25 protein-coding genes are annotated in these 26,784 nt (G+C 37.5%); 23 read left to right on the top strand and 2 right to left on the bottom strand.

The genetic code is table 11. The features are described from left to right. Nucleotides 1–47 precede the first annotated feature (47 nt). The 12 genes from AOB46_RS01490 (at nt 48) to AOB46_RS01435 (ending at nt 9,733) form a co-directional block, all read left to right on the top strand. Nucleotides 48–1,658: a Na+/H+ antiporter gene (locus AOB46_RS01490; RefSeq protein ID WP_062696270.1), complete on the top strand. Its 1,611-nt coding sequence runs from the start codon at nt 48–50 to the stop codon at nt 1,656–1,658. 114 nt (nt 1,659–1,772) lie between these two features. Then, the gene (locus tag AOB46_RS01485) at nt 1,773–2,198 is read left to right on the top strand and encodes an SRPBCC family protein (RefSeq protein ID WP_062696269.1); all 426 of its coding nucleotides are present in this window, start codon (nt 1,773–1,775) and stop codon (nt 2,196–2,198) included. Between the two features lie 5 nt (nt 2,199–2,203). Further along, the gene (locus AOB46_RS01480; RefSeq protein WP_062696268.1) at nt 2,204–2,713 is read left to right on the top strand and encodes a GNAT family N-acetyltransferase; all 510 of its coding nucleotides are present in this window, start codon (nt 2,204–2,206) and stop codon (nt 2,711–2,713) included. Next, nucleotides 2,710–3,093: a VOC family protein gene (locus AOB46_RS01475; RefSeq protein WP_062696267.1), complete on the top strand. Its 384-nt coding sequence runs from the start codon at nt 2,710–2,712 to the stop codon at nt 3,091–3,093. Before AOB46_RS01480 ends, AOB46_RS01475 begins: the two co-directional genes overlap by 4 nt. Before the next feature lie 35 nt (nt 3,094–3,128). Then, nucleotides 3,129–4,151 (top strand): glutaminyl-peptide cyclotransferase, encoded by a 1,023-nt coding sequence (locus AOB46_RS01470; protein WP_062696266.1) that lies wholly within the window; start codon nt 3,129–3,131, stop codon nt 4,149–4,151. Between the two features lie 200 nt (nt 4,152–4,351). Then, complete coding sequence (locus AOB46_RS01465) at nt 4,352–5,377, top strand: glutaminyl-peptide cyclotransferase (protein WP_062696776.1); 1,026 nt, start codon at nt 4,352–4,354, stop codon at nt 5,375–5,377. A gap of 13 nt (nt 5,378–5,390) precedes the next feature. Then, complete coding sequence (locus AOB46_RS01460) at nt 5,391–6,500, top strand: serine hydrolase domain-containing protein (protein ID WP_062696265.1); 1,110 nt, start codon at nt 5,391–5,393, stop codon at nt 6,498–6,500. Then, complete coding sequence (locus AOB46_RS01455) at nt 6,497–7,450, top strand: hypothetical protein (RefSeq protein WP_062696264.1); 954 nt, start codon at nt 6,497–6,499, stop codon at nt 7,448–7,450. Before AOB46_RS01460 ends, AOB46_RS01455 begins: the two co-directional genes overlap by 4 nt. Nucleotides 7,451–7,478: 28 nt before the next feature. After that, on the top strand, nt 7,479–8,093 hold the full coding sequence (locus AOB46_RS01450) for a deoxynucleoside kinase (RefSeq protein ID WP_062696263.1): 615 nt from the start codon (nt 7,479–7,481) through the stop codon (nt 8,091–8,093). A gap of 178 nt (nt 8,094–8,271) precedes the next feature. Next, nucleotides 8,272–8,889 (top strand): hypothetical protein, encoded by a 618-nt coding sequence (locus AOB46_RS01445; protein WP_062696262.1) that lies wholly within the window; start codon nt 8,272–8,274, stop codon nt 8,887–8,889. 40 nt (nt 8,890–8,929) lie between these two features. Then, nucleotides 8,930–9,286, top strand: a complete 357-nt coding sequence (locus AOB46_RS01440; RefSeq protein ID WP_062696261.1) for a lipocalin-like domain-containing protein — start codon at nt 8,930–8,932, stop codon at nt 9,284–9,286. A gap of 96 nt (nt 9,287–9,382) precedes the next feature. Then, a complete protein-coding gene (locus AOB46_RS01435; RefSeq protein WP_062696260.1) occupies nt 9,383–9,733 on the top strand; it encodes an ArsC/Spx/MgsR family protein in 351 nt (116 codons plus the stop codon). 98 nt (nt 9,734–9,831) lie between these two features. On the opposite strand, the gene AOB46_RS01430 is transcribed toward AOB46_RS01435, so the two are convergent. Further along, nucleotides 9,832–10,137: a DUF493 family protein gene (locus tag AOB46_RS01430; protein WP_062696259.1), complete on the bottom strand. Its 306-nt coding sequence runs from the start codon at nt 10,135–10,137 to the stop codon at nt 9,832–9,834. Between the two features lie 40 nt (nt 10,138–10,177). Beyond that, nucleotides 10,178–10,849 carry a DUF4197 family protein gene (locus AOB46_RS01425; protein WP_062696258.1) on the bottom strand — a complete coding sequence of 224 codons (672 nt, stop codon included), beginning with the start codon at nt 10,847–10,849 and terminating at the stop codon, nt 10,178–10,180. A 348-nt stretch (nt 10,850–11,197) separates the two neighbouring features. On the opposite strand from AOB46_RS01425, the gene AOB46_RS01420 reads away from it, so the two are divergent. The 11 genes from AOB46_RS01420 to AOB46_RS01375 all read left to right on the top strand — a co-directional run bounded on the left by AOB46_RS01420 (nt 11,198) and on the right by AOB46_RS01375 (nt 26,768). Further along, nucleotides 11,198–14,020, top strand: a complete 2,823-nt coding sequence (locus AOB46_RS01420; protein ID WP_082376995.1) for a SusC/RagA family TonB-linked outer membrane protein — start codon at nt 11,198–11,200, stop codon at nt 14,018–14,020. A 12-nt stretch (nt 14,021–14,032) separates the two neighbouring features. Next, nucleotides 14,033–15,451: a RagB/SusD family nutrient uptake outer membrane protein gene (locus tag AOB46_RS01415; protein WP_062696256.1), complete on the top strand. Its 1,419-nt coding sequence runs from the start codon at nt 14,033–14,035 to the stop codon at nt 15,449–15,451. Between the two features lie 71 nt (nt 15,452–15,522). After that, nucleotides 15,523–16,905, top strand: a complete 1,383-nt coding sequence (locus AOB46_RS01410) for a glucoamylase family protein (RefSeq protein WP_062696255.1) — start codon at nt 15,523–15,525, stop codon at nt 16,903–16,905. A gap of 160 nt (nt 16,906–17,065) precedes the next feature. Next, a complete protein-coding gene (locus tag AOB46_RS01405) occupies nt 17,066–17,776 on the top strand; it encodes a prolyl oligopeptidase family serine peptidase (protein ID WP_062696254.1) in 711 nt (236 codons plus the stop codon). A 108-nt stretch (nt 17,777–17,884) separates the two neighbouring features. Next, nucleotides 17,885–19,021, top strand: a complete 1,137-nt coding sequence (locus AOB46_RS01400) for a hypothetical protein (RefSeq protein ID WP_062696253.1) — start codon at nt 17,885–17,887, stop codon at nt 19,019–19,021. Nucleotides 19,022–19,155: 134 nt separating this feature from the next. Then, a complete protein-coding gene (gene bglX, locus AOB46_RS01395) occupies nt 19,156–21,483 on the top strand; it encodes a beta-glucosidase BglX (RefSeq protein WP_062696252.1) in 2,328 nt (775 codons plus the stop codon). Between the two features lie 298 nt (nt 21,484–21,781). Next, on the top strand, nt 21,782–22,177 hold the full coding sequence (locus AOB46_RS01390) for a hypothetical protein (RefSeq protein WP_062696251.1): 396 nt from the start codon (nt 21,782–21,784) through the stop codon (nt 22,175–22,177). 369 nt (nt 22,178–22,546) lie between these two features. After that, a complete protein-coding gene (locus tag AOB46_RS23265) occupies nt 22,547–22,687 on the top strand; it encodes a bacteriocin-like protein (protein WP_157845026.1) in 141 nt (46 codons plus the stop codon). 200 nt (nt 22,688–22,887) lie between these two features. Next, nucleotides 22,888–24,315 (top strand): adenylosuccinate lyase, encoded by a 1,428-nt coding sequence (gene purB / locus AOB46_RS01385; RefSeq protein ID WP_062696250.1) that lies wholly within the window; start codon nt 22,888–22,890, stop codon nt 24,313–24,315. Nucleotides 24,316–24,368: 53 nt separating this feature from the next. Continuing rightward, entirely contained in the window at nt 24,369–25,331 is a 963-nt protein-coding gene (locus AOB46_RS01380; protein ID WP_062696249.1) for a WG repeat-containing protein, read from the top strand. 15 nt (nt 25,332–25,346) lie between these two features. Next, nucleotides 25,347–26,768, top strand: a complete 1,422-nt coding sequence (locus tag AOB46_RS01375; protein WP_062696248.1) for a serine hydrolase — start codon at nt 25,347–25,349, stop codon at nt 26,766–26,768. Nucleotides 26,769–26,784 lie beyond the last annotated feature (16 nt).

Below are 26,784 nucleotides of genomic sequence, written 5' to 3'. Positions count from 1 at the left end.
TTCATACCTCAGATAAAACCAAAAACAACTTAAAAAACTAACTCAAGATGATTCACAGTTATGTTATCATATCCATTGCAGTACTTCTGTCTGTAATGATATTAGTGATGATAGGGCAGAAACTGAAAGTAGCTTATCCCATCTTTCTGGTGATTGCCGGATTGCTGATAAGCCTCATTCCCGGGATGCCTCATATAGAAATAGAACCGGACCTTGTATTCCTTATCTTTTTACCACCCATTTTATTTGAGGCGGCATGGTTTACTTCGTGGCAGGATTTTCATAAATGGAGGAAACAGATCTTTTCCATGGCTTTCGGACTGGTATTTTTAACCTCAGTTGTAGTTGCTTACCTTTCATCTTCCATTATTCCAGGGCTTACCGTTGCCATGGGATTCCTGTTGGGTGGAGTGAATTCTCCGCCTGATGCAGTAGCCGCGACATCCGTTCTGAAGCATATGAAGATCCCAAAAAAGATCACCAATATTCTGGAAGGAGAAAGTCTGATTAACGATGCTTCCAGCTTAATTGTATTTAAATTTGCCCTGGCTGCCGTTATTTCCGGACAGTTTATCTGGCGGGATGCCGTTCAGGATTTTTTTACCATGGCTATAGGAGGAGTAGCGGTTGGAGTAGGTACAGGTCTTCTGTTCGGAGCATTGCTGAGACTGATTCCTTCCAATTCCAATATCGATACCGTAATCACCCTTATTGTTCCATACATCATGTATGTTGGAGCTGAGCATTTTCATTTTTCAGGAGTGCTTTCAGTAGTAGCAGGAGGACTGCTAATGTCATATAACTCACATTGTTATTTAAGCCATACATCAAGAATCCAGTCCGGAAATGTCTGGAGTGTACTCATATTCGTGATGAATACGATTATTTTCATCCTCATCGGGCTTGAGCTTCCTGTAGTTGTAGCCGGAATGAAAGAATATACCATTTCAGAAGGAATTTTCTATAGTATTGTGATTGGTGGAGCCATTATTCTGACAAGAATCCTGTACAGCTACGCACTGATGTATTTCCCAAGGGTTTGTTCCAAAGAATTGAGGCTTAAAGTACCCAAACCTGACTGGAGGGAGCCTTTTATCATAAGCTTTGCAGCGATGAGAGGAGTGGTTTCGCTGGCAGCAGCATTATCTATCCCTGCATTTTTACCTAACGGAGAAGCTTTTCCGCACCGTAATATTATCTTATTTGTAACTTTTGTTATCATTTTGATCACTCTTGTAGGGCAAGGGCTTCTTCTGACGCCTATCCTTAAATTACTGAATATAAAGGATGCAGGAAGTGAACTGCCGGAAGAAAAGCAGGAAGTAATTCTGATGCGTAAGCTTAAAGAAACAGCCATGCACAAACTGGAAAATGATTTCTCTGAACTGACAGAACGAAACAGCCTGGTCCGCCACCAGAAACACAAGCTGGAAAACGAACTGATGCTGATGGCCGACAAAGCCCAGTGTATGGCCTCCACAGGAGATTATGTAACAGCGATCAATGAAAATAAAGATGTTCTCCGCCAGATTATACAGGCCCAGAGAAATGAGCTGCACCGAATGAAAAGAGAAAAAATATTTGACGATCATGTGATGAGAACCATTGAAATGCAGCTGGATTTTGATGAAGCCAAGATTACTGGGTTTGCTCATTAATAACATACGTTTAAACACCCTGCACAGGCCGTAAAAGTTTATTTTAGATATACTTTTACGGCTTGTGCCGTTTTTAATGTGTAATTTTATATGAAAATCTTTTGAATTTTTATTATGGATGCACCCATCACTGTTCACTACACAATAGATGCTCCGGTACAAAAAGTATGGGAAGCTTTGACGCATAAAGAGAAAATGAAAAACTGGTATTTCGATATTCAGGATTTTGAACCGGAAACAGGAAAAGAATTTAATTTTTTTGAACCCGGAGAAGAAAAGAAATATCATCATCATGGCCGGATCTTAGAATTGATCCCTGAACAGCGCCTAAAATATACCTGGTCATATCCTGAGTTTTCAAAAGCTGAAACAACGGTAACCTGGGAACTTCAACCTAAAGGAGAGGAGACACTGGTAACACTTATCCATGAAGATATTGAGGATTTTAATGACCTTGGAGAAGGATTTTCCCGTGAAAACTTTACTAAGGGCTGGAATACTATTATCGGAAAGAGTTTAAAATCATTTCTTGAAAAATAAATATAATGATTGAATTGCTGCCTTTTAAAGATGAGGATATTTCAGAACTGATTTCTAATATCAGAGATAAAAGAATGCTTCTTCAGTTTGCAGGACCTGCCTATCAATTTCCACTCACGGAAGAGCAACTGAAAGGCGATCTGGAAAATGAAAACAGATTTATGTTCAGGATTGAAGATCAGACCAACGGACGTGTAATAGGTCATGCTCAGATCTTTCTGAAGGAAAAGACATTCCTCCTTGGAAGAATATTGATCTGGAATGAAAACAACAGAGGAAAAGGCTATGGAAGAAAGACCGTAGAAAATCTGCTGGAATACGGATTCAGCTGTTTTGATCGAGAGACTGCAGAGCTTAATGTCTACGACTGGAATACAGGAGCTATTGAATGCTATAAAAAAGTAGGCTTTGAAACAGATCCGGAAGTCATGAGTGAAGTAAGTATTGATGATGAAATCTGGCTTTCAGTCAATATGAAAATCAATAAAAACACCTTTGAAACTTTAAAACAATGACAAGATTTACAGCAGTCCGCCCAATATTATGGACCGAAAATATGGATGAAACCATTGGCTTTTATACCCAGATCCTGGGATTTACGTTACAGGGAAGAAATGATAACTGGAACTGGGCCTCACTGCGAAAAGATGAAGTACAGATTATGCTTTCCCAGCCTAATGAACATGAGAAATCTGAAAAAATAGGCTTTACAGGCTCATTTTATTTCAATGTAGACCATGTAAATGATCTTTGGGAAGACCTTAAAACAAAAGCAAAAATCTGCTACGAGATAGAAACTTTTGAATGGGACATGAGAGAATTTGGAATCTACGATAATAATGGTTATATCTTACAATTTGGACAACCCGTGGATAATATTGGCAATACGGAATAAAATTTGCTATTTTTGGGGAAATATTTAGAAATTCAATGAAAAAAAATATCATAGCAGGTTTTGCAGCGGTTCTCCTGCTGGCATCTTGTAATAAAGATGAAAAAATCCTGAATACTTTGAATGATTACAACAACTCTATGGAAGCAAAAGGATATCATTTTGGTGATAAGCTGGAACTTCCGAAAGACGTTACGGAAAATGCAGAAAGCATTACGATCAGTTTTGGGGATAAAGAATCTTCAAGCCTTACGGTAGATCCTAAATTCTTTACATTAGGCGATAATGCGGTTACCTTTAATATAAAGACAAAAGGTGGGAAAATACTTAATCAGGATGCAACCATCAATGTATTTGCAAAAAGTCCGGAACAGAAAATTTCATACGAAATTGTAGCAGAATATCCGCATGATCCTAAAAATTTCGTACAGGGATTTCAGGTGGAAGGAAATACAATTTATGAGAGTGACGGGCAGAACGGATCTTCGCAGATCTTAAAATATACATTGGGAACCACAACACCGCTTGCTTCCACAAAGCAGGCCCAGGAGGATTTTTCAGAAGGAAGTACCATAGTAGGGGACAAAGTATACCAGCTGACATGGCAGAGCAAAAAAGGTTATGTCTATGATAAAAGTTCTTTGAAACTGCTTTCAGAATTTGCTTACCCGAACGTGCTGGGTGAAGGTTGGGGACTTACCTATGACGGTAAAAACCTGATTGCATCAGACGGTAGTAAACTTTTATACTTCCTGGATGTTAATGATCCTTCCAAACTCGTTAAGCATATTGCTGTTGCAGGAAGTTCTCAGGCTTATGATCAGCTGAACGAGCTGGAATACCACAAAGGTTTTATCTACGCCAATGTTTGGCAGAAACCAATTATTTTAAAGATTAATCCGGCTAACGGAGAAGTAGTAGGTACATTTGATTTTACAGAAATTGCCAAGCAGAATACCAAAGGAACTGATGATGTTCTGAACGGAATTGCCTTCAAAGGAGATAATATGCTGGTAACCGGTAAAAACTGGTCGAAAATCTATGAAGTACAGATCAAATAACTGACTGAAATTTTTTAATCATATAGCAGCGTTCCTTTTTTGGAGCGCTGTTTTTTATTGCCATGCACCGGAGAACGAATAGATATATATAAAGGAAGTGTAATGTCAGATCTTCTCAATCTGCTGGATAAAATATGAATAATCCTGCACTCAAAGGACCGGAAAATTACTATTTTTGGAAAATGATTACAAACTACTCATTGAAAAGAAATATAACCATTGGGCTGGGAGCCTTTTTCCTGCTGGTTTCCTGCAGCAATAAAGAAAAGATACTTGATGCCCTGGTTAATTTTAATAATTCTAAAGAGGCAGAAGGATATCATTTTGGAGATCAGTTAAAACTTCCAAAAGAGGTTACTGAAAATGCAGAACAGGTGGCGATTAGCTTTGGTGATCATGAAAGTTCACGTTTAACGATTGACCCTAAGTTTTTCACATTGGGTGATAATGAAGTCACCTTCATTATTAAAACTAAAAATGGGGAAACCTTGAATCAGGACGCAACCATCAATGTTTTTGCCAAAACTCCCGAACAGAATATCACCTATCAAATTATAAAAGACTATCCTCACGATCCTGAAAATTTTGTGGAAGGATTTCTTATAGAAGGCAATACCGTCTACGAAAGCGATGGCCTGGAAGGAGCTTCACAGCTTATAAAATATACGTTGGGTGCAGCTGTTCCCACCCTTGTTACCAGACAGCCTGCCCATATTTTTTCTGAAGGCTGTGCGGTGGTAGGGGATAAAATCTTCCAGCTAACATACCGGAACAGGAAAATTTTTGTATACGATAAAAATACCTTCAGAAGACTTTCTGAATTCCGCATGCCAAAAGCAATGAAAGAGGGCTGGGGGCTTACTTATGACGGTGAAAACCTGATTGCTACTGACGGTTCGAAAAACTTATTTTATCTGGATGTAAATGATCCTTCAGAGGTAGTGAAAACAGTTTCGGTTGCCGGAAATACCACAGTTTATGATAAGCTGAATGAACTGGAATACCATGATGGCTTTATTTATGCCAATGTCTGGCATCAGCCTTTCATTCTTAAAATTAACCCTGCTACCGGAGAAGTAGCCGGAAAACTTGATTTTACTAAAATAACAGAAGAAAATGTTCAGGAAGACAGTGAACATGTGCTCAACGGAATTGCTTTCAAAGGAAATAATATGCTGGTAACCGGTAAAAACTGGCCGAAGATTTACGAAGTTTCTGTTCAATAAAGCAGGAAAAAGTATGACGTTGAATAATGTAAAAGCTTCTTTAAGAGGTATACAGATGATCGTTTTTTTGTTTTTCTGTATGGCCGAAGGACAAAATAAAACTGATTTTTCTGTTCTTGATAAAAAGACGGATAAACTGCTTGAAAAATTCAGGAAGAAATATAATATCCCCGGCTTGTCGGTTTCTGTTTCCCATAGAAGTCAGTTGGTTTATTCCAAAGGATCGGGGTATGCAGATGTGGAAAATAAGGCTGAAGTAATCCCGTCCAAAACCAAGTTCAGGATTGGGAGCATTTCCAAAACCATAACTTCTGTAGCATTAGCAAGCCTCCGGGAACAGGATAAAGTGAACCTCAAAGAAAGTATTTATAAATATCTGGACAGTCTTCCCAAAAAAGAATATGATATAACAATTGAGCAATTGCTGAGCCATAGGGCAGGGCTTGTGAGAGACCAGCAGAAAAGCTTCCTGTGCGGAAAAAATGACCTTCACAGGAATAATTTCTATCAGTCTTTTCAGGATACACAATTAATATCTAAACCGGGAACCGCTTACCGTTACAGCAATTATGGATATATCCTCTTGGGTGTTCTGCTTGAAAAGCTATCCGGACAGCCTCTCTTAAAAGCGAAAAAAGAGCTGGTGCTGGATAAAGCAGGTTTAGAGCATACAGTTCCTGACGATGGTAATTTTGATGAAGATACCTCGCGGTTTTACTACCGGCTGAATAATGAGCTGAAAATTGTACCCTGTACAGACTGCAGCTTTAATTATGGACCCGGCTGTTATCTTTCAACCTCTGAAGATCTCGTAAAGCTGGGGAACTCATACCTGTATGCAGATAAAATTTTGTCAAAAGAAACATTTAAAGAACTCCTTATTCCCAGAAATGAAGATAAAACCTATGCGCTGGGATTCATTACCGGACGGGATTTCTACAGAAATTATTATTTCGGCCATGCAGGTGCTTATCCCGGAGGAATGGCGGATCTGAGGATATATCCTAAAGAACGTCTTGTGGTCTCTGTTTTGATTAATATTAAAGATGATGACATCAGGTTAAATCAACTTTTGGATGAAATAATTTTTCAGTATCTTGAACTCATTAAAAAAGAAGGGTGAAATTTTTAAACATACTATTTTTTTTCCTTTTCTGTACAGCTTTCGGACAGAAAACACTTCCTTTGGATACCTTAAAACTGAAGGAAGCAAAGGATATGCTGGCAGATGATTACGGAAATCTGTATATCTATAAGAATAAAGATTTCAGTTTTACCAAATATGACTCTTTAGGAAAGCAGCTGGGAAAAATGATGCTTACCGTTCCGTATAAAGTCCAGTCTGTTCAGAATCCTCTCAGTGTGCCTTTATTTTCGGAAAATGCACAGGAGATGAAATTTGTAGATCAGAATATGAATGAGATTCAGAAAATTGATTTCAGGCAAAAATTCGGATTCATCAGAATGGCATATGCAGAAGACCTTCAGCAGCTATGGCTTCTGGATGACAGTACAAAGCGGCTGATACAGTATAATTTCAGAAATGAAACCACAATCAACTCCTATCCTTTTGATGTAAGTTTTGATGATCTTACAGACCTTCTGGTATATGAAAATAAAGTCTATATTCTCACCAGGAAACACATCAGAATTTATACCCTGAAATTTGAAAAGCTCTTTGAAGCACCGGTGGAAGACGGTAAACGTTTCAGAAGAGAGAATGATGCGATTTTAGTAATTGCCGGTAACTCTATTTTAAGATACGTTCCCGAAAAAGGAATGGCAAAAGTTTTTGAAGATCCGGATGCACAAATTGTGGATAAAAACATCCTGTCATATTTTGCAATCAAAGCGAACAAACTCTATCTTTACAGCCTTGAAAAAATAAAAGAAGCCAAGCAACAGACAGAACCGGATACTGTACAGAAAACTTCTGTGCCCACGGCAGAAAAAACCTCTGAAAATACATCGGAGGCTGCTGAACAAAAAAAAGAAGATCAGCCAAAAGAAACTGACGATGCTTTACAGAAGCTTATTGAAACTGTCTCCACAGTTCAGGATGTTGGAATTTAATTAAATAAATACTAAGAGAAAAAGAATTATGCATATTGCAGTTACTGGAAATATTGGAGCAGGAAAAACCACTTTAACTACTATGCTTTCCAAGCATTACGGATGGGATGCACAGTTTGAAGACGTAGATCACAATCCTTATCTTGAAGATTTTTATGCAGACATGAGTAAGTGGAGCTTTGCATTGCAGATTTATTTCCTGGGAAGCAGATTCCGTCAGGTAAAAGAAATCAGAGAGAGTGGCAAAAATATCATTCAGGATCGTACGATTTATGAAGATGCACACATTTTTGCAGAAAACTTAAATGATATGAATCTTCTTTCGGACAGGGATTTTAATAACTATGCTTCAGTTTTCAACCTGATGAAATCTTTCGTATCTGCACCGGATCTTTTAATCTATTTAAAATCTGATGTTCCCAATCTGGTAAAGAAAATCTATAAAAGAGGCCGCGAATACGAAGCATCTATCAGCATCGAATATCTTTCCAAGCTGAACCAGAAATATGAGAAGTGGATCTCCAATTACACAGAAGGGAAGTTGCTGGTCATTGAAGTGGACGACCTTGATTTTGTGGAAAAACCGGAAGATTTCGGACTCATTCTTGAAAAAATAGAGGCAGAACTACACGGATTGTTTTAATGATTTGATTAAAAAAATACATTAAAATATAAAATTATAATCATTTTATTTTGCTTAATCTGTTTATTGGGTTAATATTTACCGGTTTTGTGTTTTTGTATAGCTTGACTGTTTAAAAATATGTAACTTTGGTTAATTAACAGGAATTGAAAAACGCATTTTAACCGCTAATTTTGCTATGTATTTAAAGATTAAACATATTCTGGCATATTCATTTGTTTCCGTATTTTGCCTTTCATGCAATAAACAGACAGAAAAACAGTCTTCTGAGGCTGCTGATACTACTGAAATCCACAAAACCCTGCCTGTAGAATCAAAAGATACGGTTGCTTTATCCCCAAAAGATAACGCTTCGCCAGCTGATCAGAAAGCTTTATTTATTGGTAACGTTCTGAAAGAGCACCTGCTGAAAAACGATTTAAACAGCCTGACCGAAAATGATCGGAAATTCCGTTATACTGAAGCAGACCTGAATGATGATGGAAATAAGGAAATCTTTGTCGCCATGAATGGAAGTTACTTCTGTGGGACAGGAGGCTGTACGGTTTATCTGTTAAGCAGCAAAGGTGAAAAGATTAATGGATTTACAGTGGTGGGCGGGCCTGTCGCTATTTCTTCCGGTAAAACAAATGGCTGGGCAGATCTTATTATCCCGAGTAAAGGCAAAAACTATCAGGTTAAATACAATGGCAAGGCATATCCGGGAAATCCTAGTGTGCAGCCGGAATATAAAGAAGCATTACCATCGTCATTCCAGATTGTGCTTGGAGAGCATGAAGCGGAACATAGCTTTTAAAAAACCTGAAGACTGCTTCAAATTTTAATACCTATACAAAATGAAACAGATTAAATTTTTATTACTTTTTGCGTTCGGTCTTACAGGTATCACTGGATATGCACAGACCTCAAAAGAATTAATCGGAAAGTGGAAGCTGGTTAAAGAAACCAAAAACGGTGTAGAGAAAGCCCCTGAAAACACATATCAGGTATTTCTTGAAGGAGGTAAGTTTCAGGGAATCAACGGTGATAGCTCCCGTAAGGGAAAATGGAAGCTGTCCGATGATAACAAAACACTTACAATCAGTATAAGCGTTATTTCTCTTCCGTTTACAGTGGATTATTTTGATGCTAAGAAAAGAATCATTTCCAATGATAAAACAGGTACTTTGGAATATGTAAAAGTTGATGAATAATTGGCTTTTAACAATTTTTATCAGAATTTAAGATGCGGGGCATGCAGTTTCTTGCTAAATTTGAGTAGGAAATTTTAACCTTTAAATGTCTGTATTATGCTGGTAAAAGTTTTACATAACGGAGACTGCTCAAAGTCAAATGCTGTACTGGAATATCTGGATGAAAACGGGGTGCCTTTCGAGATCATTAACATCATTGAAGATCCGTTAAGTATTCTGGAAATTAAGACGGTACTGAAAAAACTGAATCAAACCGTATTTCATCTGATCCGCAAGACTGATAAACTTTATTTAGAGAATTTTGCTGATAAAGAGTATTCAGAAGAAGAATGGCTGAAGATTCTGTCTGAAAATCCTTCCCTGATCCAGAGACCGATTCTCATCAAAGGTTCTGTTGCCATGCTGGGAAGACCTATTGAAAATGTGAAATTCTTTATTGAAAAATAAAACAAAATGAAAAACGGCTGTTTCAAAAGTAGAAACAGCCGTTTTTATGTTTAAAGGAAAGTTTTTAAAAATCAGGCTTTAAAAACGGCCTGTTTATTTTATAATAGAATTACGCCTTCTATTTTTGCTACTTCTTTATAAATATTCACTACCTGATCTGCATCCAGCACGAATGCATTAATGTTACAGGCTGTGTATTTTCCGTTTTTGCTTTCACGGTTTCCCAGGGTAAACTTAATACCATCGAAAACTTTGTAAATTTCCGTTAATTTTGCCTGATCTGTAGGGATAATAAATTTAAATAAATAATCTTCCGGAAAGTCGTGGTGGCCTTCCAGTTTTTCCTTTAGAGAATTGTAAAAATCTTCGGGAGTTGCGTGTTGATTTCCTTGTAATATATCCATCTGCCTTTGTAAATTATATATAAATATAACGAATTTTTTTCTATTTTCCAAGTGGTCCCAAGAGTGCCTTGGAGTTTTGGTGCTCGTAATCTTCAATAATATTGAAGAGCCCGTTCACCAGTTGTTCAGAAGCAAGCTGGCTTAATCCACCGGCATTCACTGTATTATTTCCTCCGCCCAGAAGACTGCCCAGAAGGCTGTTTCCGGAAAGTGCTGTATTAAGGGTTTTTACAATGCCATATTCGTTCAGCTTTTCATCAACTTTTGGTGCAATGGCTGCAACAAGCTGTTGTGAAGTTTTTTCTTTCAGGATCTGGGTTGCTGTTGTGCCCTGGATAATTCTCGTAACATCCTGTGCATTCAGGCTGTTTACGGCTCCCTGAAGGATCGGTTTGGAAATGTTCACTGTGTATGAGGCAGCTTGTGCAATATAATCTCTCTCTTTGGCAACAAGGGACGGAGCTATTTTTTCCAGAGTGGCATTAATATCTCTAAGCTGCTTCGGAAGGGCTTTGTCTACCATATTGTTCTGAAGAAAAGCTTCTTTATTGCTGTAGATCCCCATTCCTTTGTCGATGCCATTCAAAAGCATTCGTTTAATGATCGATAAACCCAGGTCGGAAGTAGCCATAGAAGTGCATGACTGTGTTGTGGTAAGAACGGCTGCTCCGGTTCCGATTAAAACCGCTGCCGCGATAAGGTATTTTTTCATTGATCTTTTTCTATTTTTTTCAAATACTGCGCCAAAGGTAAACACTATTCTCTAGTTTAACAAAATATTAATTTTATCCTACTGATTTAGTTAACTTCTAACTAAAATTCTGTTTTTTTTAATTATTTATTTTGTTTTTAATTTTGATTTGTATTGTTGCTTATTTTTATTAGTTCTGTTTATTTTGAATTTATTTATAATAATTAACTGATTTTGTTAAATTTTCGGCAAATGTTAACATTGTTCGTTTTTTTTTTATTTTTGACTAATGTCTTTTTTTGAGAATTTAAAATAACTCCACTATTAAGACATTCTTAAATTTGATTGTACGAAATAAAATTGAACTATATGAAACAACGTGATTTAAAGTATTCATGCCTCATTGCTGTTCTATACTTCGGTATGAACGCCAATGCACAGACTACTCCAAAAGACACTGCTGTGAAAGAGCAGAAGATCGAGGAGGTAGTTTTGATCGGGTATGGATCTCAGAAAAAAGAGAATGTGACCGGTAGCATCGGAATCGTTTCTGCTAAGGATTTGGCTAACAGACCTAATGCTAATCCAATCAGTTCTATTCAAGGGAGATTATCAGGGGTACAGGTATTGAATTCCGGAGCGCCGGGAGGCTCTCCGAGAATTGATATCCGGGGAATCAGCTCTTTGACAGGTAAAACTGTTTTTATTGTTGACGGAATGATTACTGATGATATCTCTTTCCTAAGTCCTCAGGATATTGAATCCATGAGTGTTCTGAAAGACCCTTCGAGTTTGGCAATTTATGGGGCAAGAGCTTCAAACGGAGCGGTGATTATCAAAACTAAAACCGGAAAGGGAAAGAAGCCTGTTTTCAATTTTAACTCCTATTTAGGAATTAAAACAGTCACTAATATTCCTAAAATGGTTAATTCGGACCAATATTTAGAATTATATAATGAAAAATTAATTAATGACAAAGTAAATAATCCTGTATTTTTAAATAGGTCTTCTTACCCTCAGGATACAGACTGGTTCAAAGAAATTTTTAGAACAAGTATCATTAACTCTAATGATATTTCGGCATCGGGTAATCTTGGAAAACTGAATTATTATTTAAGCGCAGGAAATCTCCAGGATGAAGGGAACTTGGCTGCAGGACGAGGAATTAATTCAGGAAGTGGCTTTAATAGGCTTACTACTAAAGTAAACCTTACTTATAAAATTACCGATAATATTACCATCGGAAATAATTTCACTTTTTCAAAAATGCGTACAGATCATGCGCAGAATACCTTGCTGGATGCTTACTCCTCACCACCTATTTATGGTCCGATTGACCCGGCTACGGGAGGATATCAGTATTTTACGCTGGCAAAGATTCCTAATCCCAGAGCAAAATTAGATTTATTCAGATCTCAAACCAGAGAGGAAAGGTTATTGAATAATATATGGGGGGAATATAAATTTTTAAAAGATTTTACTTTACGAATAAGTTATAGCTCTGATAATATCAATTCAAGTAAGTACGAATATACACCAACATTTGGTTATGTTCCCACAGCAGATCAAAAACCTACCAAATTAATAACAAGAGATGCAAAGACCAGAAATTATATTTGGGATAATACATTAAGCTGGAAAAGAGATTTCGGAAAACACAATATTGAGCTATTAGCAGGGTTTTCCAGAACAAGAAATTCTTATTCTCAGAACTATGCAGAAGCATTGAATGTAGGTTACGACGGAACAAATTCTTCGTTGGGTATTTCGAATGGAACAGATATTTATCTGACCAGTTTTGATAAAGGAGAAAGAAATGTGATTCCTTATCAGGATAGAATTGAATCTTTTTTTGGAAGACTTAATTATGATTATGACGGAAGATATCTAGTGAACGCATCCTTACGTAGAGATGGAACTTCTAAATATTCTTCCGACGATAGATATCGTGTATTCCCTGCTGTAAGCGCAGGATGGGTTGTTTCTAAAGAAAGCTTTATGAGTGAGCAGAATGTTTTTAATCTTTTAAAATTAAGAGCAAGCTGGGGTAAATTAGGAAATCCGGATGTACAGAGAGCTTATACATTGAATACAAGTATTATTGAAGCAGGAACCTATTATGGAAATACGGGATATCCTGCTCAGACAATAGACCAGATTATAGATCCAAATATTGGTTGGGAAACAACAACAGGTAAGGATTTTGGATTAGAAATGGCGTTGCTGAATAATAAGCTGAAAATTGATGCTACCTATTTTGATAAAGATACCAAAGATGTTGTTTATGGTATTGTTCAGGGAACAGTGTCTGGTGCGGGTAACTGGAACAATTTTATTACCAATGCTTACTCTTTTAATAATAAAGGATTTGAGTTTTCTGTTAATTATGATACTAAGATTAATGACAATATAAAATTGGGTGTTTATGGAAATATGACTACTTTGAAAAACCGAATTACCTCTGTTTTTAATGGGTCTTATTTACAAACCGGAGCAAGTTTATATGGTAACTCTATTATAAGACTACAGGGAGGGCAGCCGGTTGGTTCCTATTTCGGATACCAGGTAGAAGGAATTTTCCAAAGCCAGGCAGAAGTAGACGCGTGGGCAACTCAGAATGGAGCTAAAGTTGGAGGGTTTAGATTTGCAGATATTGACGGAAATGGGGTAATTGATACCAGAGATAAAACATTTTTGGGAAGTCCGATTCCTAAAGGAACGTACGGGTTTGGTATTAATCTGAATATATATGATTTTGATTTCGCTATCGACTTTCAGGGAGTTTTCGGAAATAAAATTTATAACTTTAACAGAGAGCAGCGTTACGGAAATGAAAGCTGGGATTTAGATTTTTATAATAATAGATGGCATGGAGCAGGAACATCCAATTCGTATCCGATGGCAACGAATGATCAGGCTATTATTTTGCCTAATAGTTTTTACGTAGAAGACGGAAGTTATATAAGAATAAGAAATATTCAGGTGGGTTATAACTTACCTAAAGCATTTGCAGATGCTATGTCCATTACAAAATTAAGACTATACTTAAGTGCGCAGAACCCTTGGACAAGCTTCAAATACAATGGATTCTCACCTGAAATCTTAAATACAGACCGTGTACAAATGGGGGTTGATAATAATATTTATCCAATTTCAGCCATTTACACTATTGGTTTAAACTTAACATTCTAATAAGAAAGAGCTATGAAAAAAATATTTTTATCAATCGCATTATTTTCACTTGTTGTAAGTTGCAAGGATGATTATTTAGATATAAAACAAGAGGGATATACAGAGGCATCATCGTTTTTCAAAACACAGGAAGATGCTATCCAGGCAACCAGTGCCATCTATAGTTTTTTAAGAAGCTGGGAAAATTCTGCTTTTCCTTATCAATTTGTTTTTGGAGTACCGGCAGATGATGTGGTTAAAGGTTCCAATCCAGGAGATGCTTCTTTCATCAATGTATATGATAATTTTACATATACAGTAAGCGATGAAGGAGTAAGAGGCTATTGGATCGGACAATGGCAGGCCGTAAACAGAGCTAATCAGGTCATCACCAATGTACCGGGAATAGATATGAATGCTAATCTAAGAACCAGATTGGTTGCTGAAGCCAGAATGTTAAGAGCTTATTTCTATTTTAACTTGGTAAGAATCTATGGTGGAGTTCCAATTTATGATAAAGTTGAGACCGTATATAATAAGCCTAGAAACTCAGTTGAAGAAGTGTATAATTTTATCATTTCAGATCTTACTGCAGCAGCAGAAATTCTTCCTCAGACTTATCCTGCTTCAGATTTAGGGAGAGTAACAAAAGGAGCTGCATTAGGCTTACTTTCAAAAGTTTATCTTTACAAAAAAGACTGGCAAAAAGCTTATGATACTTCCAATCAGGTGATAGCAATGGGATATGATCTGGATCCGGACTTTAATCATTTATTCAGACCTGCGGGAGAATTTGGAAAAGAATCTGTTTTTGAAGTGAACTGTGATTGCATACCTCCATATAAAGGAAGTCAGTATGCAGAGGTTCAGGGAGTAAGAGATCAGTTCGGATGGGGCTTTTTTACGCCTTCAAGTGCTTTGGAAAATGCGTTTGAAGCTGGTGATATAAGAAAAGAACTTACCATACTTAGAAATGGAGAAACTACTCCGGAGGGAGATTTAATTGCGATGGGAGACGCTCAGTCTGTAACTACGTATAATCAAAAAATCTATGTTCCCAAAGCATTAAATAATAGTGCTTGCGGCTATGGGTCTATTCAGAATATCAGAATTCTGCGTTTCGCGGAAATTCTTTTAATTAATGCAGAAGCAGCCAATGAATTAGGAAATACGGCTACAGCAATATTAAATCTGAATAAAGTTAGAGACAGAGCTAATCTTTTAGGAACTACAGCTTCAACACAAACTGCGCTTAGAAATGCAATATGGCATGAAAGGAGAGTTGAACTTGCTTTAGAAGGAGATCGTTTTGTAGATTTAGTAAGGACTGGTCAGGCCGCAACAGTATTGGCTCCTTATGGATTTAAGGCAGGAAAGAATGAAGTGTTTCCAATTCCTTTGGATGCAATGGATCAAAGTAATGGTGCTTTCACCCAGAATCCAGGCTATTAATCAATATATAAACTTTAGAGGAGAATGAAAGTTCTCCTCTTCTTTTAATAAGATCAGGTAAAAAATAAATCATGAAAAAGACCATAGTATCCATTGCTATACCCTCTCTGTTATTGGTATGCTCATGCAAAAATACCCCAGCTCTTCAGTCTAAAAATGCCGTTGTAAAAAGTGATATTACAGATGAACAGCTGATGGACAGAGTTCAGAAAGACGTCCTGAAATATTTCTGGGACTATGCAGAACCCAGGTCAATGCTCGGAAGAGAGCGCTATCATGAAGATAATATTTATCCTGATAATGATAAACATGTCATTACTACCGGTGGTTCAGGATTCGGATTGGCAACAATTCTGGTAGGGGTAGAAAGAGGATTTGTCCCAAGGAAAGAAGCCGTAAAAAGGCTTACCCATATGATGGATTTTCTTGCTAAAGCCGATCGGCATAAAGGAGCCTGGTCCCACTGGATCAACGGAGAAACAGGGAAGACAGTTCCTTTCGGTAAAAAAGATAACGGAGGCGATTTAGTGGAAACGGCTTTTCTTACCTCAGGAATTCTGATGGTCCGGGAATATTTTAAAAACGGAACTCCCGAAGAAAAAGCCCTTGCCGCAAAATGTGATGAACTCTGGAAAGGAATTCAATGGAACTGGTACACCAAAGGCGGTGAAAAAGTCCTGTACTGGCACTGGTCACCGGAATATCAATGGGAAATGAATTTTCCATTGGAAGGGTATAATGAATGTTTAATTACCTATATTCTGGCGGCTTCGTCACCGACCTATTCTATAGATGCTGAAACCTATTACAAAGGCTGGACAAGAAATGGCAGCTATCTCACCGATAAAACCCAATACGGACTTCCTCTGTACGTAAAACACAATTATGCTGAAGAATATGGCGGGCCGCTTTTCTGGTCACAATATTCATATATCGGGCTTGATCCTTCCGGATTATCTGATAAACTGGTAAAAAACTATTTCGAACTTAATAAAAATCAAGTCTTAATCGACTATAAATACTGCGTTGAAAATCCAAAAAACTGGAAAGGCTATGGTCCGGATTATTGGGGACTTACAGCCGGATACACCAGAAATGAAGACGGAAGCACAGGCTACACAGCACATATGCCCTCCAATGATAATGGCGTAATCACTCCTACTGCCGCCTTAAGCAGCTTTCCGTATACTCCAAAAGAATCCATGAATTTCCTAAGGTTTATTTATACCCAAAAATCTGAATTCATAGGATCTGCAGGCCCTTATGATGCAACTTCCATCAATTACAACAATTGGTTTACGCCAAGGTATCTTGCAATTGATCAGGGAACCATTGCTCCCATGATTGAAAATTACAGAACCGGATTCCTGTGGAAACTTTTCATGAATGCCCCAGAGATCAGGCAGGGTCTTAAAAAACTAAGCTTCCAATCGGAAAAATACGGAATAAGATAATAGATTGAAATGTGAATTAACTAAAAAATAAACATCATTCATAAGGATTAGAGAATTAAATAATAAAGGTTTATATTAATCAAAAGAAATCATGATTCAATAAAATGGGCTTAGTCCGTTTAATAAAAAAAAATATTACACCTCCGGCTAAAAGAATAATATGAAATTAAAACTAAAATATATTCCCTTTCTATTCCTTCCGTTTTCATTGCATCTGCAGGCTCAGGAAATAAAGGCTGAACTTAATAAGGAATTTAAAAGAACAGAAAAAATATCATACATTCTGGATTATCCCCAAAGGGTAAAAGGAAACGTTCCGTTAATTGTATTTCTTCATGGATCAGGAGAGAGAGGAAATAATCTTGAGGCTGTGAAAGCTCACAGTCCGTTTACCTATAAAAACCTCATTAAGGAACCTGTTGCCATTCTGGCTCCGCAGTGCCCGGCAGATACATGGTGGGATACTGTGACAATATATAACCTGATAAAGGAAATCCAGAAAAAATATAAAATAGATCCTTCCAGGATTTACCTGACAGGACTTTCCATGGGAGGATGGGGATCGTTGAAACTGGCCATGGAGCATCCTGAAATGTTTGCCGCGGTAGTTTCTGTATGTGCCCCTACAGATCGGGTGATGTATGCAAATATTCATCAGTATAAAAACTTAAATATGAAAATTTTTCATGGCGGAATGGATGATATTGTTCTTCCTGATAATGCACTTAATTTTTATCAGAAGCTTCATCCCGTAAATCCCTCGGCAGAATTAAAAATATTTCCGAATGATAATCATAATTCGTGGGATTCAGCCTATTCGGATCCTCAATTGTATGAATGGATGCTCTCTATGAAAAAAGACATAAAATAAATGTATTATAAATAGAATATAAAATAGTCCTTACGCCCTAATAAAGCATAAAGAATTTAAAAGCATAGCGCCATTACGTTAAACCAATAAAACCAAAGAGAATATACAATGCCGATTGACTATAAAGAAACAGACATTGTCCGAACAGAATACCTTAAAGGAGATCCTGCTGATATTCTTCAGGTAAATCAGTATGAAAACGGAAAACTTTCAGTTTCTGCTTTTTTTGAGGATTCAAAAAAGATAAGACAGCTGAATTTTCTGCATCCGGAAGTCTCTGAGATCATATATGAATATCATCAGAATTATTCTGTTGAAACCGCTTTGGATAGCGAAAAAAATATTCTTGAAAAGGTAGTGCACATCAACGATCCCTTTGGTAAGTATTATCCCTATTTTCTATCTAAGGGAATTGGATTGGTTATAGAGCAGAATGGAAATGAGCAGCTGTTTAAAATACATGATAAAATTGTATATCGCTTCAGAGAATCTGATTTGGTGGAGATTATTTTTGATATAGAAGGCTATGATGAATCTTATCATCTGACTGCTGAATATGATAAAGAAGGCCGCCCTGTCCGTATGTTGAAAAAATATCTAAGGCTTGATGATTTTCCTGATGAGGTTAAAACCTATGATTATTTTGAAAATGGAGTGATTGAGCGGTTTGAGGACGACATCAGCTATACGGTATATAATGACAAAAAACGTAAAATAAGGATAGGAACTTTCAGATTCAATGAAGAAAAGGAAAAGCTGTACCGGGCATACATGGAAACTATGGATGAGGAAATATTTCCGCAGATTATGCAGGATATAAGACTGGAAACCTTTGGATATGATACGTTTGATAACCAGACCAGCTATGAGAAATCATTTTACCGTCCCGATTTTTCAAAAGACGGACTTACGCATTATCTGCAGGAATATGATTATTTTGACCAGTATAATATAGAATGTGGAAGCTTTTACTGTAAGACAAAAGAGGATTATGATGATGCTATGGAACACCGTTCTCATTTAGAATATCTTGAAGATAGAGTGAATGAATACAGACATGACAGGCTGGTGGCAGTATATTATATTGAAAATGGTAAAAAAGTAAGAAAAGAGTTCTCCGATGAAGGGGCGGAAACTTATGAAACCTATGATGAATATGGAAATACACTTGAGACCTGTGTCAGGAATAAAGCAACAGGTGAAACAGATCATATTCAGCTTGAAATCCTTTACAAAAACAAATAAAAGATAAAAATATTTATTCATTTATCCTTTGCTGAATGTGAACGCCCTTGTGGCTTAAATATAAAGCATTAAAAAGAACCTTAACGCCATCGCGTTAAACCAATAAAGAAACAATAATTAAAGAAGATAGATTTATGAAAAAGTTCATTGTACTTGCAGCTCTGGCACTTTCACCGGTGTTTTCTGCCCAGGAAATGGTTACCAGGCCGGTGCAGTCCTTCCAGACCGCCCAGTATCAGGCAAAAAGAAAAGCTTTTGTTGAAAATCTTTTATCTAAAATGACATTAGACGAAAAGATAGGCCAGCTTAACCTTCCAACCTCAGGAGACTTTACAACAGGACAGGCTCAAAGCTCGGATATCGGGAAAAAAGTTGAACAGGGATTGGTAGGAGGACTGTTCAATATAAAAGGAGCAGATAAAATAAAAGCCGTTCAGAAGGTGGCTGTTGAAAAAAGCCGTCTGAAAATTCCGCTGATCTTCGGAATGGATGTCATTCACGGATATGAAACCACATTTCCTATTCCTTTAGGACTGGCTGCTTCCTGGGATATGAACCTTGTACAGCAATCTGCAAGAGTAGCGGCAAAAGAAGCATCTTCAGACGGTATCAACTGGACGTTTTCGCCGATGGTGGATATTTCCCGTGAACCAAGATGGGGACGTGTTTCCGAAGGTTCCGGAGAAGACCCGTACCTGGGAAGTGAGATTTCTAAGAATATGGTATACGGTTATCAGGGGAAAGACCTGTCTTTAAGCAATACAATTCTGGCCTGTGTAAAACACTTTGCATTATACGGAGCAGGAGAAGCCGGCCGTGATTACAATACTGTTGATATGAGCCATGTGAGAATGTTCAATGAATATTTCCCACCCTATAAAGCCGCTGTAGATGCAGGAGTAGCTTCCGTAATGGCATCTTTCAATGAAGTGGACGGAGTTCCGGCTACAGGAAACAGATGGCTTCAGACCGAAGTACTGAGAAAAATGTGGAACTTTAAAGGATTTGTGGTGACAGACTATACCGGGATTAATGAAATGGTAGAGCATGGAATGGGAGATCTGCAGCAGGTTTCAGCTCTGGCACTGAAAGCCGGAATTGACATGGATATGGTTGGAGAAGGCTTTCTTACTACGCTAAAAAAATCCCTGAGTGAAGGAAAAGTAACCCAGTCAGAGATTGATATGGCAGCCAGAAGAATTCTTGAAGCCAAATATGACTTAGGCTTATTCGACGATCCTTATCGTTATGGTGATGCTAAACTAGCAGCAAAAGAGGTGTATAATATGGAAAACCGTAACATTGCCAGAAACGCTGCAGCCCAGTCTATGGTATTGCTGAAAAATGAAAATCAGGTGCTCCCTCTTAAAAAATCAGGAACGGTTGCAGTGATCGGACCTTTGGTTAATAATTCACTGAATATGGCCGGAACATGGAGTGTTGCCACAAAACATGCCATTTCCGTCTCCCTGATGCAGGGATTACAGGCCAACTATGGAAAAGAAGTGAAATTTATCTCTGCAAAAGGCGCTAACATTGATGATAATGCTAAACTGGAAGAAATCTATGCAGCTCACGGCAAAAAAACGGACAGGGACAGCCGCTCCAAAGAGGCATTGTTAAAAGAAGCTGTAGATACGGCCAATAAAGCAGATGTGATTGTTTTGGCGATAGGGGAGTCTGCGGAAATGAGCGGAGAATCTTCTTCAAGGACAGAAATTACCATCCCTCAGTCTCAGGTAGACCTTCTGAATGAGCTGAAAAAGACAGGAAAGCCTATTGCGATGGTTCTTTTCACAGGGCGCCCGCTGGCTCTGACTAATGTAAAAGATACCCCCGATGCTATTCTGAATGCCTGGTTTGCAGGATCAGAAGCAGGAAATGCCATTGCCGATGTATTGTTCGGAAAAGTAAACCCTTCAGGAAAACTTCCGATGACATTCCCGAGAAGCCTAGGGCAGGTTCCTATCTATTATAATGCTAAAAATACAGGCCGACCGCTGAACCAGGAGAAAACAGATAAATGTGAGTATGAAAGATTCCGGTCCAATTATATGGATGAATGCAATACCCCTCTGTATCCGTTCGGGTATGGACTAAGCTATTCCAGATTTAGTTATTCGGATATATCGGTATCCAATACAAATCCGAAAGGAAATCAAACGGTTCAGGCATCTGTTACCGTAACCAATACCGGAAATTTTGATGGGGCAGAAGTAGTACAGCTTTATATCAGAGATATTGTAGGAAGCATTACAAGACCCGTAAAAGAGCTGAAAGGTTTCCAGAAAGTAATGCTTAAAAAAGGCGAATCTAAAAAAATCACGTTCAGCATCACCCCTGAAGATCTGAAATTCTATAACGGAGATCTGAAATATGACTGGGAACCGGGAGAATTTGATATTATGATTGGTACAGACTCTCAGAATGTAAAACATTCAAAGATCAATTGGACGAAGTAATTCGGAATAAATTTTTTTAATATATTTTATATAAACAAAAGCCTTGTCAGATTATAATGACAGGGCTTTGTTGTTATTTTATCCCTGAATTTAGAAATAATAGTTAAATGATAAATAGCAGCTATATCTTTATCATATTTTCTACAGTTAAAGCACAGTATTTTGAATTCTGTAAACTTAAAATAATATGGTTATAAACTGCAAAATCATCTGGCTGATAAAAAACATCCGGAAGAGTGTTTTTTTATTTTTTTGGCATGATTTTTAATAACAATGTTATAACTTTAATACAGTCGAAATGAAAAAAACAATTTTACTCAGCACAATGTTCCTTGGTTCTTTGGTATTTGCACAGAAAACTCCCGTGTTAGGTGGTGATAAAGATGCACATGGATGTATCGGTTCTGCAGGATATACCTACTCTCAGATCAAAAAAGACTGTGTAAGAGTATTTGAGCAGAAAATCAGGCTGACCGAAGTTGCCCCTAAAGGAAGTTCTACTTCTATGGCTGCTGTAATTTTCAGCAAAGACATGAAAAAAGCAGAGGTTTTTGTACCCGGTACAGGTTCTGAAAGTATTATCCTGGACCGTGCAGGAAAAGGAAAAGCCTGGAAAAAAGGAGAATATACATTGGTTTCTTTCAAAAAAGGAGGATACCAGCTTAAGAAGGATAACGTAGTTATTTATAAATAGATTCAATTTTTCAAATGGAAAAAGCCGTCCGTAAGGATGGCTTTTTTTATAGAAATTTTCCTGCTCTAAAAAACAATGTTGCTGTTGGTCAGATTTGTAATTATTTTTTATGCCGCTTATACCCTAATCTTTATTTAATCCCTCAGATTTCAATAGAGGAGAGCTCTAGTCTGCCTAAACAATAATACTATTCATAAGGCTTTATCCCGAAAAAACTACATAACCAACCTGCAAATCTGTGAAATAAAACAGCGATAAAAATCCTTCCGGACTTTAATTTTTATACGAAAAATAGGTATATTAGTATTACCAAATTAAAGCAGGATCCGAAAAGCTTACAGAGTAGGAAAAATCAAAAAAAATGTTATTATGAAAAACTTAAGAAAACTTTCAAAGCAGGAATTGAAAACCGTTCAGGGAGGTATTCCGATGTGTCTGTCCGGGTATTTCTGGTGTTCATTCGTAAGAAAATGTATTCCGGTAGGATCACCGTGCGGGCCTATTGAATAGGACTGATTTCTGAATAAACAAATTAGAGACTGTTCCCCCGTGGATAGTCTCTTTGGTTTTTATAATCAATACAATCCTGAAATTTTTCAATAAATCTATATCAATCCACAAAAAAACAAGGTTAAAAAATCATAAAAACAGGATTTTTATCTCTCACCGAAAAACCGTATTTTTGTACATCTAAAAAGTAAAAGAAAAGAATGAATTCCTACAAAAATCCATTGGAAGAGCGCTATTCCAGTGAAGAAATGTTGTTTAATTTCTCACATAATAACAAATTCCGTACCTGGAGAAAGCTTTGGATTGCTCTGGCTGAGATTGAAAAAGACTTAGGTCTTGACATTACAGAAGAGCAGATTGCCGAACTGAAAGCGAATGCTGAAAACATCGATTATGATAAAGCGGCAGAATACGAAAAGAAATTCCGTCATGATGTAATGGCTCACGTTCACACGTATGGAGATGTGGCGCCTTCAGCAAAAGGAATTATCCACCTGGGAGCCACTTCAGCTTTTGTAGGAGACAATACAGACCTTATCCAGATCCGTGACGGACTTTTAATTTTAAAGAAAAAGCTGGTAAACGTGATGAAGAATCTGTCTGATTTTGCCATTCAGTACAAAGATCTTCCTACTTTAGGATTTACCCACTTCCAGCCGGCACAGCTTACTACCGTTGGTAAAAGAGCAACACTTTGGCTACAGAGCTTGGTTCTTGACATTGAAGAGCTTGATTTCTTCCTGGAAACCCTTCGTTTCAGAGGAGTAAAAGGAACTACAGGAACAGCGGCAAGTTTCCTTGAACTGTTCAACGGTGATTATTCCAAAGTAAAACATTTAGATAAAGAACTTTCAAAAAGATTTGGTTTTGAAAAAGTTTTCGGAGTTTCCGGACAGACTTACGACAGAAAAATTGATGCAAAAGTGGTTGCATTATTAGGAAACATCGCACAATCTGCCCATAAATTCACCAACGACTTACGTTTACTTCAGAATCTTAAAGAAATTGAGGAGCCATTCGAGAAAAACCAGATCGGTTCCTCGGCAATGGCTTACAAACGTAACCCGATGAGAAGCGAAAGAATCGGGGCATTGGCAAAATATGTGATGTCTTTAACCACAAGTTCTGCCATGGTAGCTTCCACACAGTGGTTTGAAAGAACACTGGACGACTCTGCCAACAAAAGATTAACAATCCCTCAGGCATTCCTTGCTGTTGATGCAATCCTGCTGATCTGGAACAATATCATGAACGGAATCGTAGTATATCCGAACAGAATCAACAAACATATTATGGAAGAGCTTCCTTTCATGGCAACAGAATACATCATCATGGAAGAAGTAAAAGCAGGAGGAGACCGCCAGGAAATCCACGAAGTGATCAGAGTTCACTCTATGGAAGCATCCAAGCAGGTGAAAGTAGAAGGAAAAGAAAATGACCTTATTGAAAGAATCTTAAATGATGATTCTTTGAAATTAGATAAATCGAAATTAAAAGAAGTTTTAGATCCTAAAAACTTTATCGGGTTTGCCCCAATTCAGACGGAGGAATTCATCAAGAATGAAGTCCAGCCGATCCTGGATCAGAATAAAGATTTGATAGGACTGGAAGCTGATCTTAAGGTATAAAGAAGTATGCAGCCTTTTGGGCTGCATATTTTATTTCAGACCCTGTTGTTCATATGAAAAAGATTCTATTAACCATTTTATTGACACCCATTATTGCCTTCTCCCAGGAAAAAGAAGTTTTACAATACTTCAAATCCAAAGATTCCCTGGTTGGAGTAAAGAATAAAGCCGGAAAAGTAATTGTTCCTGCCCAATTCATGATTTACTCAGACCTTAAAGACGGAGAGCTGGTTAAGGGGGAGACCATTTATTTTGATGGAGAAAAAAAAGGAGAACAGCGTCAGAAGAACGAATGGGGATATGTCTATGACAGAAAAGGAAATTTTTTGTACAGACCTTTCTTTTATGATAACGGAGCAGATTATTTTTCTGAAGGGCTGATGAGGATAGTGAAAAACGGAAAAATAGGTTTTGCCGACAGGAACGGGAAAATAATGATTGCCGCAGAGCATGATTTTGTATCCCCTTTCAATTATGGATACGCCGCTTTCTGTGACGGCTGCGACTGGGAAAAAACAGAAGACGAGCACAAATCCATTGTTGGAGGAACATGGGGTATTATGAATACCAAAGGAGAAGTAATTCAGCCCGTATCACAGAAGTCTGAAAAGGATGTGGAAATTGACGGGAAATATTATCCGTATCCGTTCAGTTACAGTGAAAAAGAGAAGAATATTCTTCAGTTTTTCAATCAGCAGAATAAAAAACTTTCCGATATTTATTACGTAAATCTTTATAATAAGCTATCTGAAAATGAAAAGAAATTATACTTTGAAATCGTAGAAAGACCTAAAGAAAATTTCCCGTTTTATCAGGTGAATACCTATGATTACAGAAAAGAAAATACAGGATCAGACTACCGCTTCAAATTTACGGTATCCGAAGATGGGAAAACAGTGTACGCTGTAGATTATGATGATGAAAAGCTCCCTTTTGAAAAATGGCTGAAAAAAGAAACTCAAGCCGCAGAAAAATTTCAGAAAGAACACCCTGATAACCCCAATAAAACTAAATAACAGAGAAGAAACTCAATGAAGAATATATTCGTATTGGTACTGGCTTTAGCGTTCACAAAGAATTATGCGCAAAATGATAAAGCTGTTTATACCATAATAGATGCAAACGCTAAAAAAATTGCAGAAACATCCGGAGCGTATTCCGTTTCTGTCGGGGTTCTGAAAGACGGGAAAATCTATACCAGACATTTCGGAGAAATAGACAAAGGAAAAGGCAATAAAGCCAACGATAATACCTATTTTGAAATTGCTTCAGTTACCAAGGTGATGACCGGACAATTACTGGCAAAAGCAGTGGTTGACGGAAAGATTAACCTTGATGACGATATCAGGAAATACCTGAAAGGAGATTATCCCAATCTGCAATACAACGGTACTCCGATTAAAATCAAAAACTTTATCGCTTACAATTCTGCATTACCACGGACATTACCCGATGATGAAGCTATTTATAAAAATCTGACGAGCGAAACCCCGTTTTTATTAAGAGATCTCTCTGCATCTTATTCCAGGGAGCAGTTTTTCAAAGATTTAAAAAATGTAAAACTGAAAGGACTTCCGGGAGTAGAATACAACTACAGTAATCTAAGCCTCGAACTGACAGGAGTTATTTTGGAAAATGTATATGGAAAGAGCATAGAAACCCTTTTCAATGAAAATATTTTTTCCAGACTGGGAATGCAGCATACTAAATTCGGAGCGGGCAAAAATGTACCTGTAGCAAATGGGTATTACGACGGAAAGCTGATGCCGCATTTTGAATCCAACCTGTGGAGTTCCTCAGGAATGAAAACCATATCCAGCATGGGAGACCTGATGAAATTTATGAAAAATGAACTGTACTCAAAAGACAAAGTCATTCTGGAATCACAAAGAAATATTGATAACAGCAAGGAAAACTGGCACAGTTACTTCTGGGATAACTTCTACATCAGTGAATACGGAAAGGTAGGCAATAAACATGGTGGGGCATTCGGTACACAAACCTGGTTTGCCATCTATCCCGAACTTAAAATGGGAATTTGTGTGATCATCAACAACAGTACGCCCACAACATTTCCCATACTTCAGAACGCCGTGGGTGAAATGGTCGAAGATTTTGCAGCACCTTCAGCAAAAAAAGAAGTGTACGGATATTCTGTAAAAGGAAATAATGTTGTGTTCAGCTATACCCATCCCCAAAATGCAGATGCCGGACTACTCAATACCGTTGCAGTAGCAGGCTCCTTCAATGACTGGAACCCTGAAAATAAAGACTACCAGATGACGAGAAAAGATAAAAACCGGTTTGAACTGGAAGTTCCCGTATCCAAATTTGAAAAAGGGAAGACATATACCTTTAAATTTGTACTGAACAAGGCCGCCTGGATGAATGCTCCTAAAAGGGCTTCCAATGCAGACAGTACACCGGATAAGAACTTAATATTCACACTTTAAATAAAAGAAAGATCAG

The sequence above is a fragment of the Chryseobacterium indologenes genome, assembly GCF_001295265.1.
GTDB lineage: Bacteria > Bacteroidota > Bacteroidia > Flavobacteriales > Weeksellaceae > Chryseobacterium > Chryseobacterium indologenes_A.
This window is presented reverse-complemented; position numbering and strand designations above follow the sequence as displayed.

Excerpts from the sequence above, each read along its gene's own strand:
- AOB46_RS01490 (WP_062696270.1), top strand. The coding sequence starts at position 48 with ATGATTCACAGTTATGTTATCATATCCATTGCAGTACTTCTGTCTGTA.
- AOB46_RS01485 (WP_062696269.1), top strand. The coding sequence starts at position 1,773 with ATGGATGCACCCATCACTGTTCACTACACAATAGATGCTCCGGTACAA.
- AOB46_RS01480 (WP_062696268.1), top strand. The coding sequence starts at position 2,204 with ATGATTGAATTGCTGCCTTTTAAAGATGAGGATATTTCAGAACTGATT.
- AOB46_RS01475 (WP_062696267.1), top strand. The coding sequence starts at position 2,710 with ATGACAAGATTTACAGCAGTCCGCCCAATATTATGGACCGAAAATATG.
- AOB46_RS01470 (WP_062696266.1), top strand. The coding sequence starts at position 3,129 with ATGAAAAAAAATATCATAGCAGGTTTTGCAGCGGTTCTCCTGCTGGCA.
- AOB46_RS01460 (WP_062696265.1), top strand. The coding sequence starts at position 5,391 with ATGACGTTGAATAATGTAAAAGCTTCTTTAAGAGGTATACAGATGATC.
- AOB46_RS01450 (WP_062696263.1), top strand. The coding sequence starts at position 7,479 with ATGCATATTGCAGTTACTGGAAATATTGGAGCAGGAAAAACCACTTTA.
- AOB46_RS01445 (WP_062696262.1), top strand. The coding sequence starts at position 8,272 with ATGTATTTAAAGATTAAACATATTCTGGCATATTCATTTGTTTCCGTA.
- AOB46_RS01440 (WP_062696261.1), top strand. The coding sequence starts at position 8,930 with ATGAAACAGATTAAATTTTTATTACTTTTTGCGTTCGGTCTTACAGGT.
- AOB46_RS01435 (WP_062696260.1), top strand. The coding sequence starts at position 9,383 with ATGCTGGTAAAAGTTTTACATAACGGAGACTGCTCAAAGTCAAATGCT.
- AOB46_RS01430 (WP_062696259.1), bottom strand. The coding sequence starts at position 10,137 with ATGGATATATTACAAGGAAATCAACACGCAACTCCCGAAGATTTTTAC.
- AOB46_RS01425 (WP_062696258.1), bottom strand. The coding sequence starts at position 10,849 with ATGAAAAAATACCTTATCGCGGCAGCGGTTTTAATCGGAACCGGAGCA.
- AOB46_RS01420 (WP_082376995.1), top strand. The coding sequence starts at position 11,198 with ATGAAACAACGTGATTTAAAGTATTCATGCCTCATTGCTGTTCTATAC.
- AOB46_RS01415 (WP_062696256.1), top strand. The coding sequence starts at position 14,033 with ATGAAAAAAATATTTTTATCAATCGCATTATTTTCACTTGTTGTAAGT.
- AOB46_RS01410 (WP_062696255.1), top strand. The coding sequence starts at position 15,523 with ATGAAAAAGACCATAGTATCCATTGCTATACCCTCTCTGTTATTGGTA.
- AOB46_RS01405 (WP_062696254.1), top strand. The coding sequence starts at position 17,066 with ATGAAATTAAAACTAAAATATATTCCCTTTCTATTCCTTCCGTTTTCA.
- AOB46_RS01400 (WP_062696253.1), top strand. The coding sequence starts at position 17,885 with ATGCCGATTGACTATAAAGAAACAGACATTGTCCGAACAGAATACCTT.
- bglX (WP_062696252.1), top strand. The coding sequence starts at position 19,156 with ATGAAAAAGTTCATTGTACTTGCAGCTCTGGCACTTTCACCGGTGTTT.
- AOB46_RS01390 (WP_062696251.1), top strand. The coding sequence starts at position 21,782 with ATGAAAAAAACAATTTTACTCAGCACAATGTTCCTTGGTTCTTTGGTA.
- AOB46_RS23265 (WP_157845026.1), top strand. The coding sequence starts at position 22,547 with ATGAAAAACTTAAGAAAACTTTCAAAGCAGGAATTGAAAACCGTTCAG.
- purB (WP_062696250.1), top strand. The coding sequence starts at position 22,888 with ATGAATTCCTACAAAAATCCATTGGAAGAGCGCTATTCCAGTGAAGAA.
- AOB46_RS01380 (WP_062696249.1), top strand. The coding sequence starts at position 24,369 with ATGAAAAAGATTCTATTAACCATTTTATTGACACCCATTATTGCCTTC.
- AOB46_RS01375 (WP_062696248.1), top strand. The coding sequence starts at position 25,347 with ATGAAGAATATATTCGTATTGGTACTGGCTTTAGCGTTCACAAAGAAT.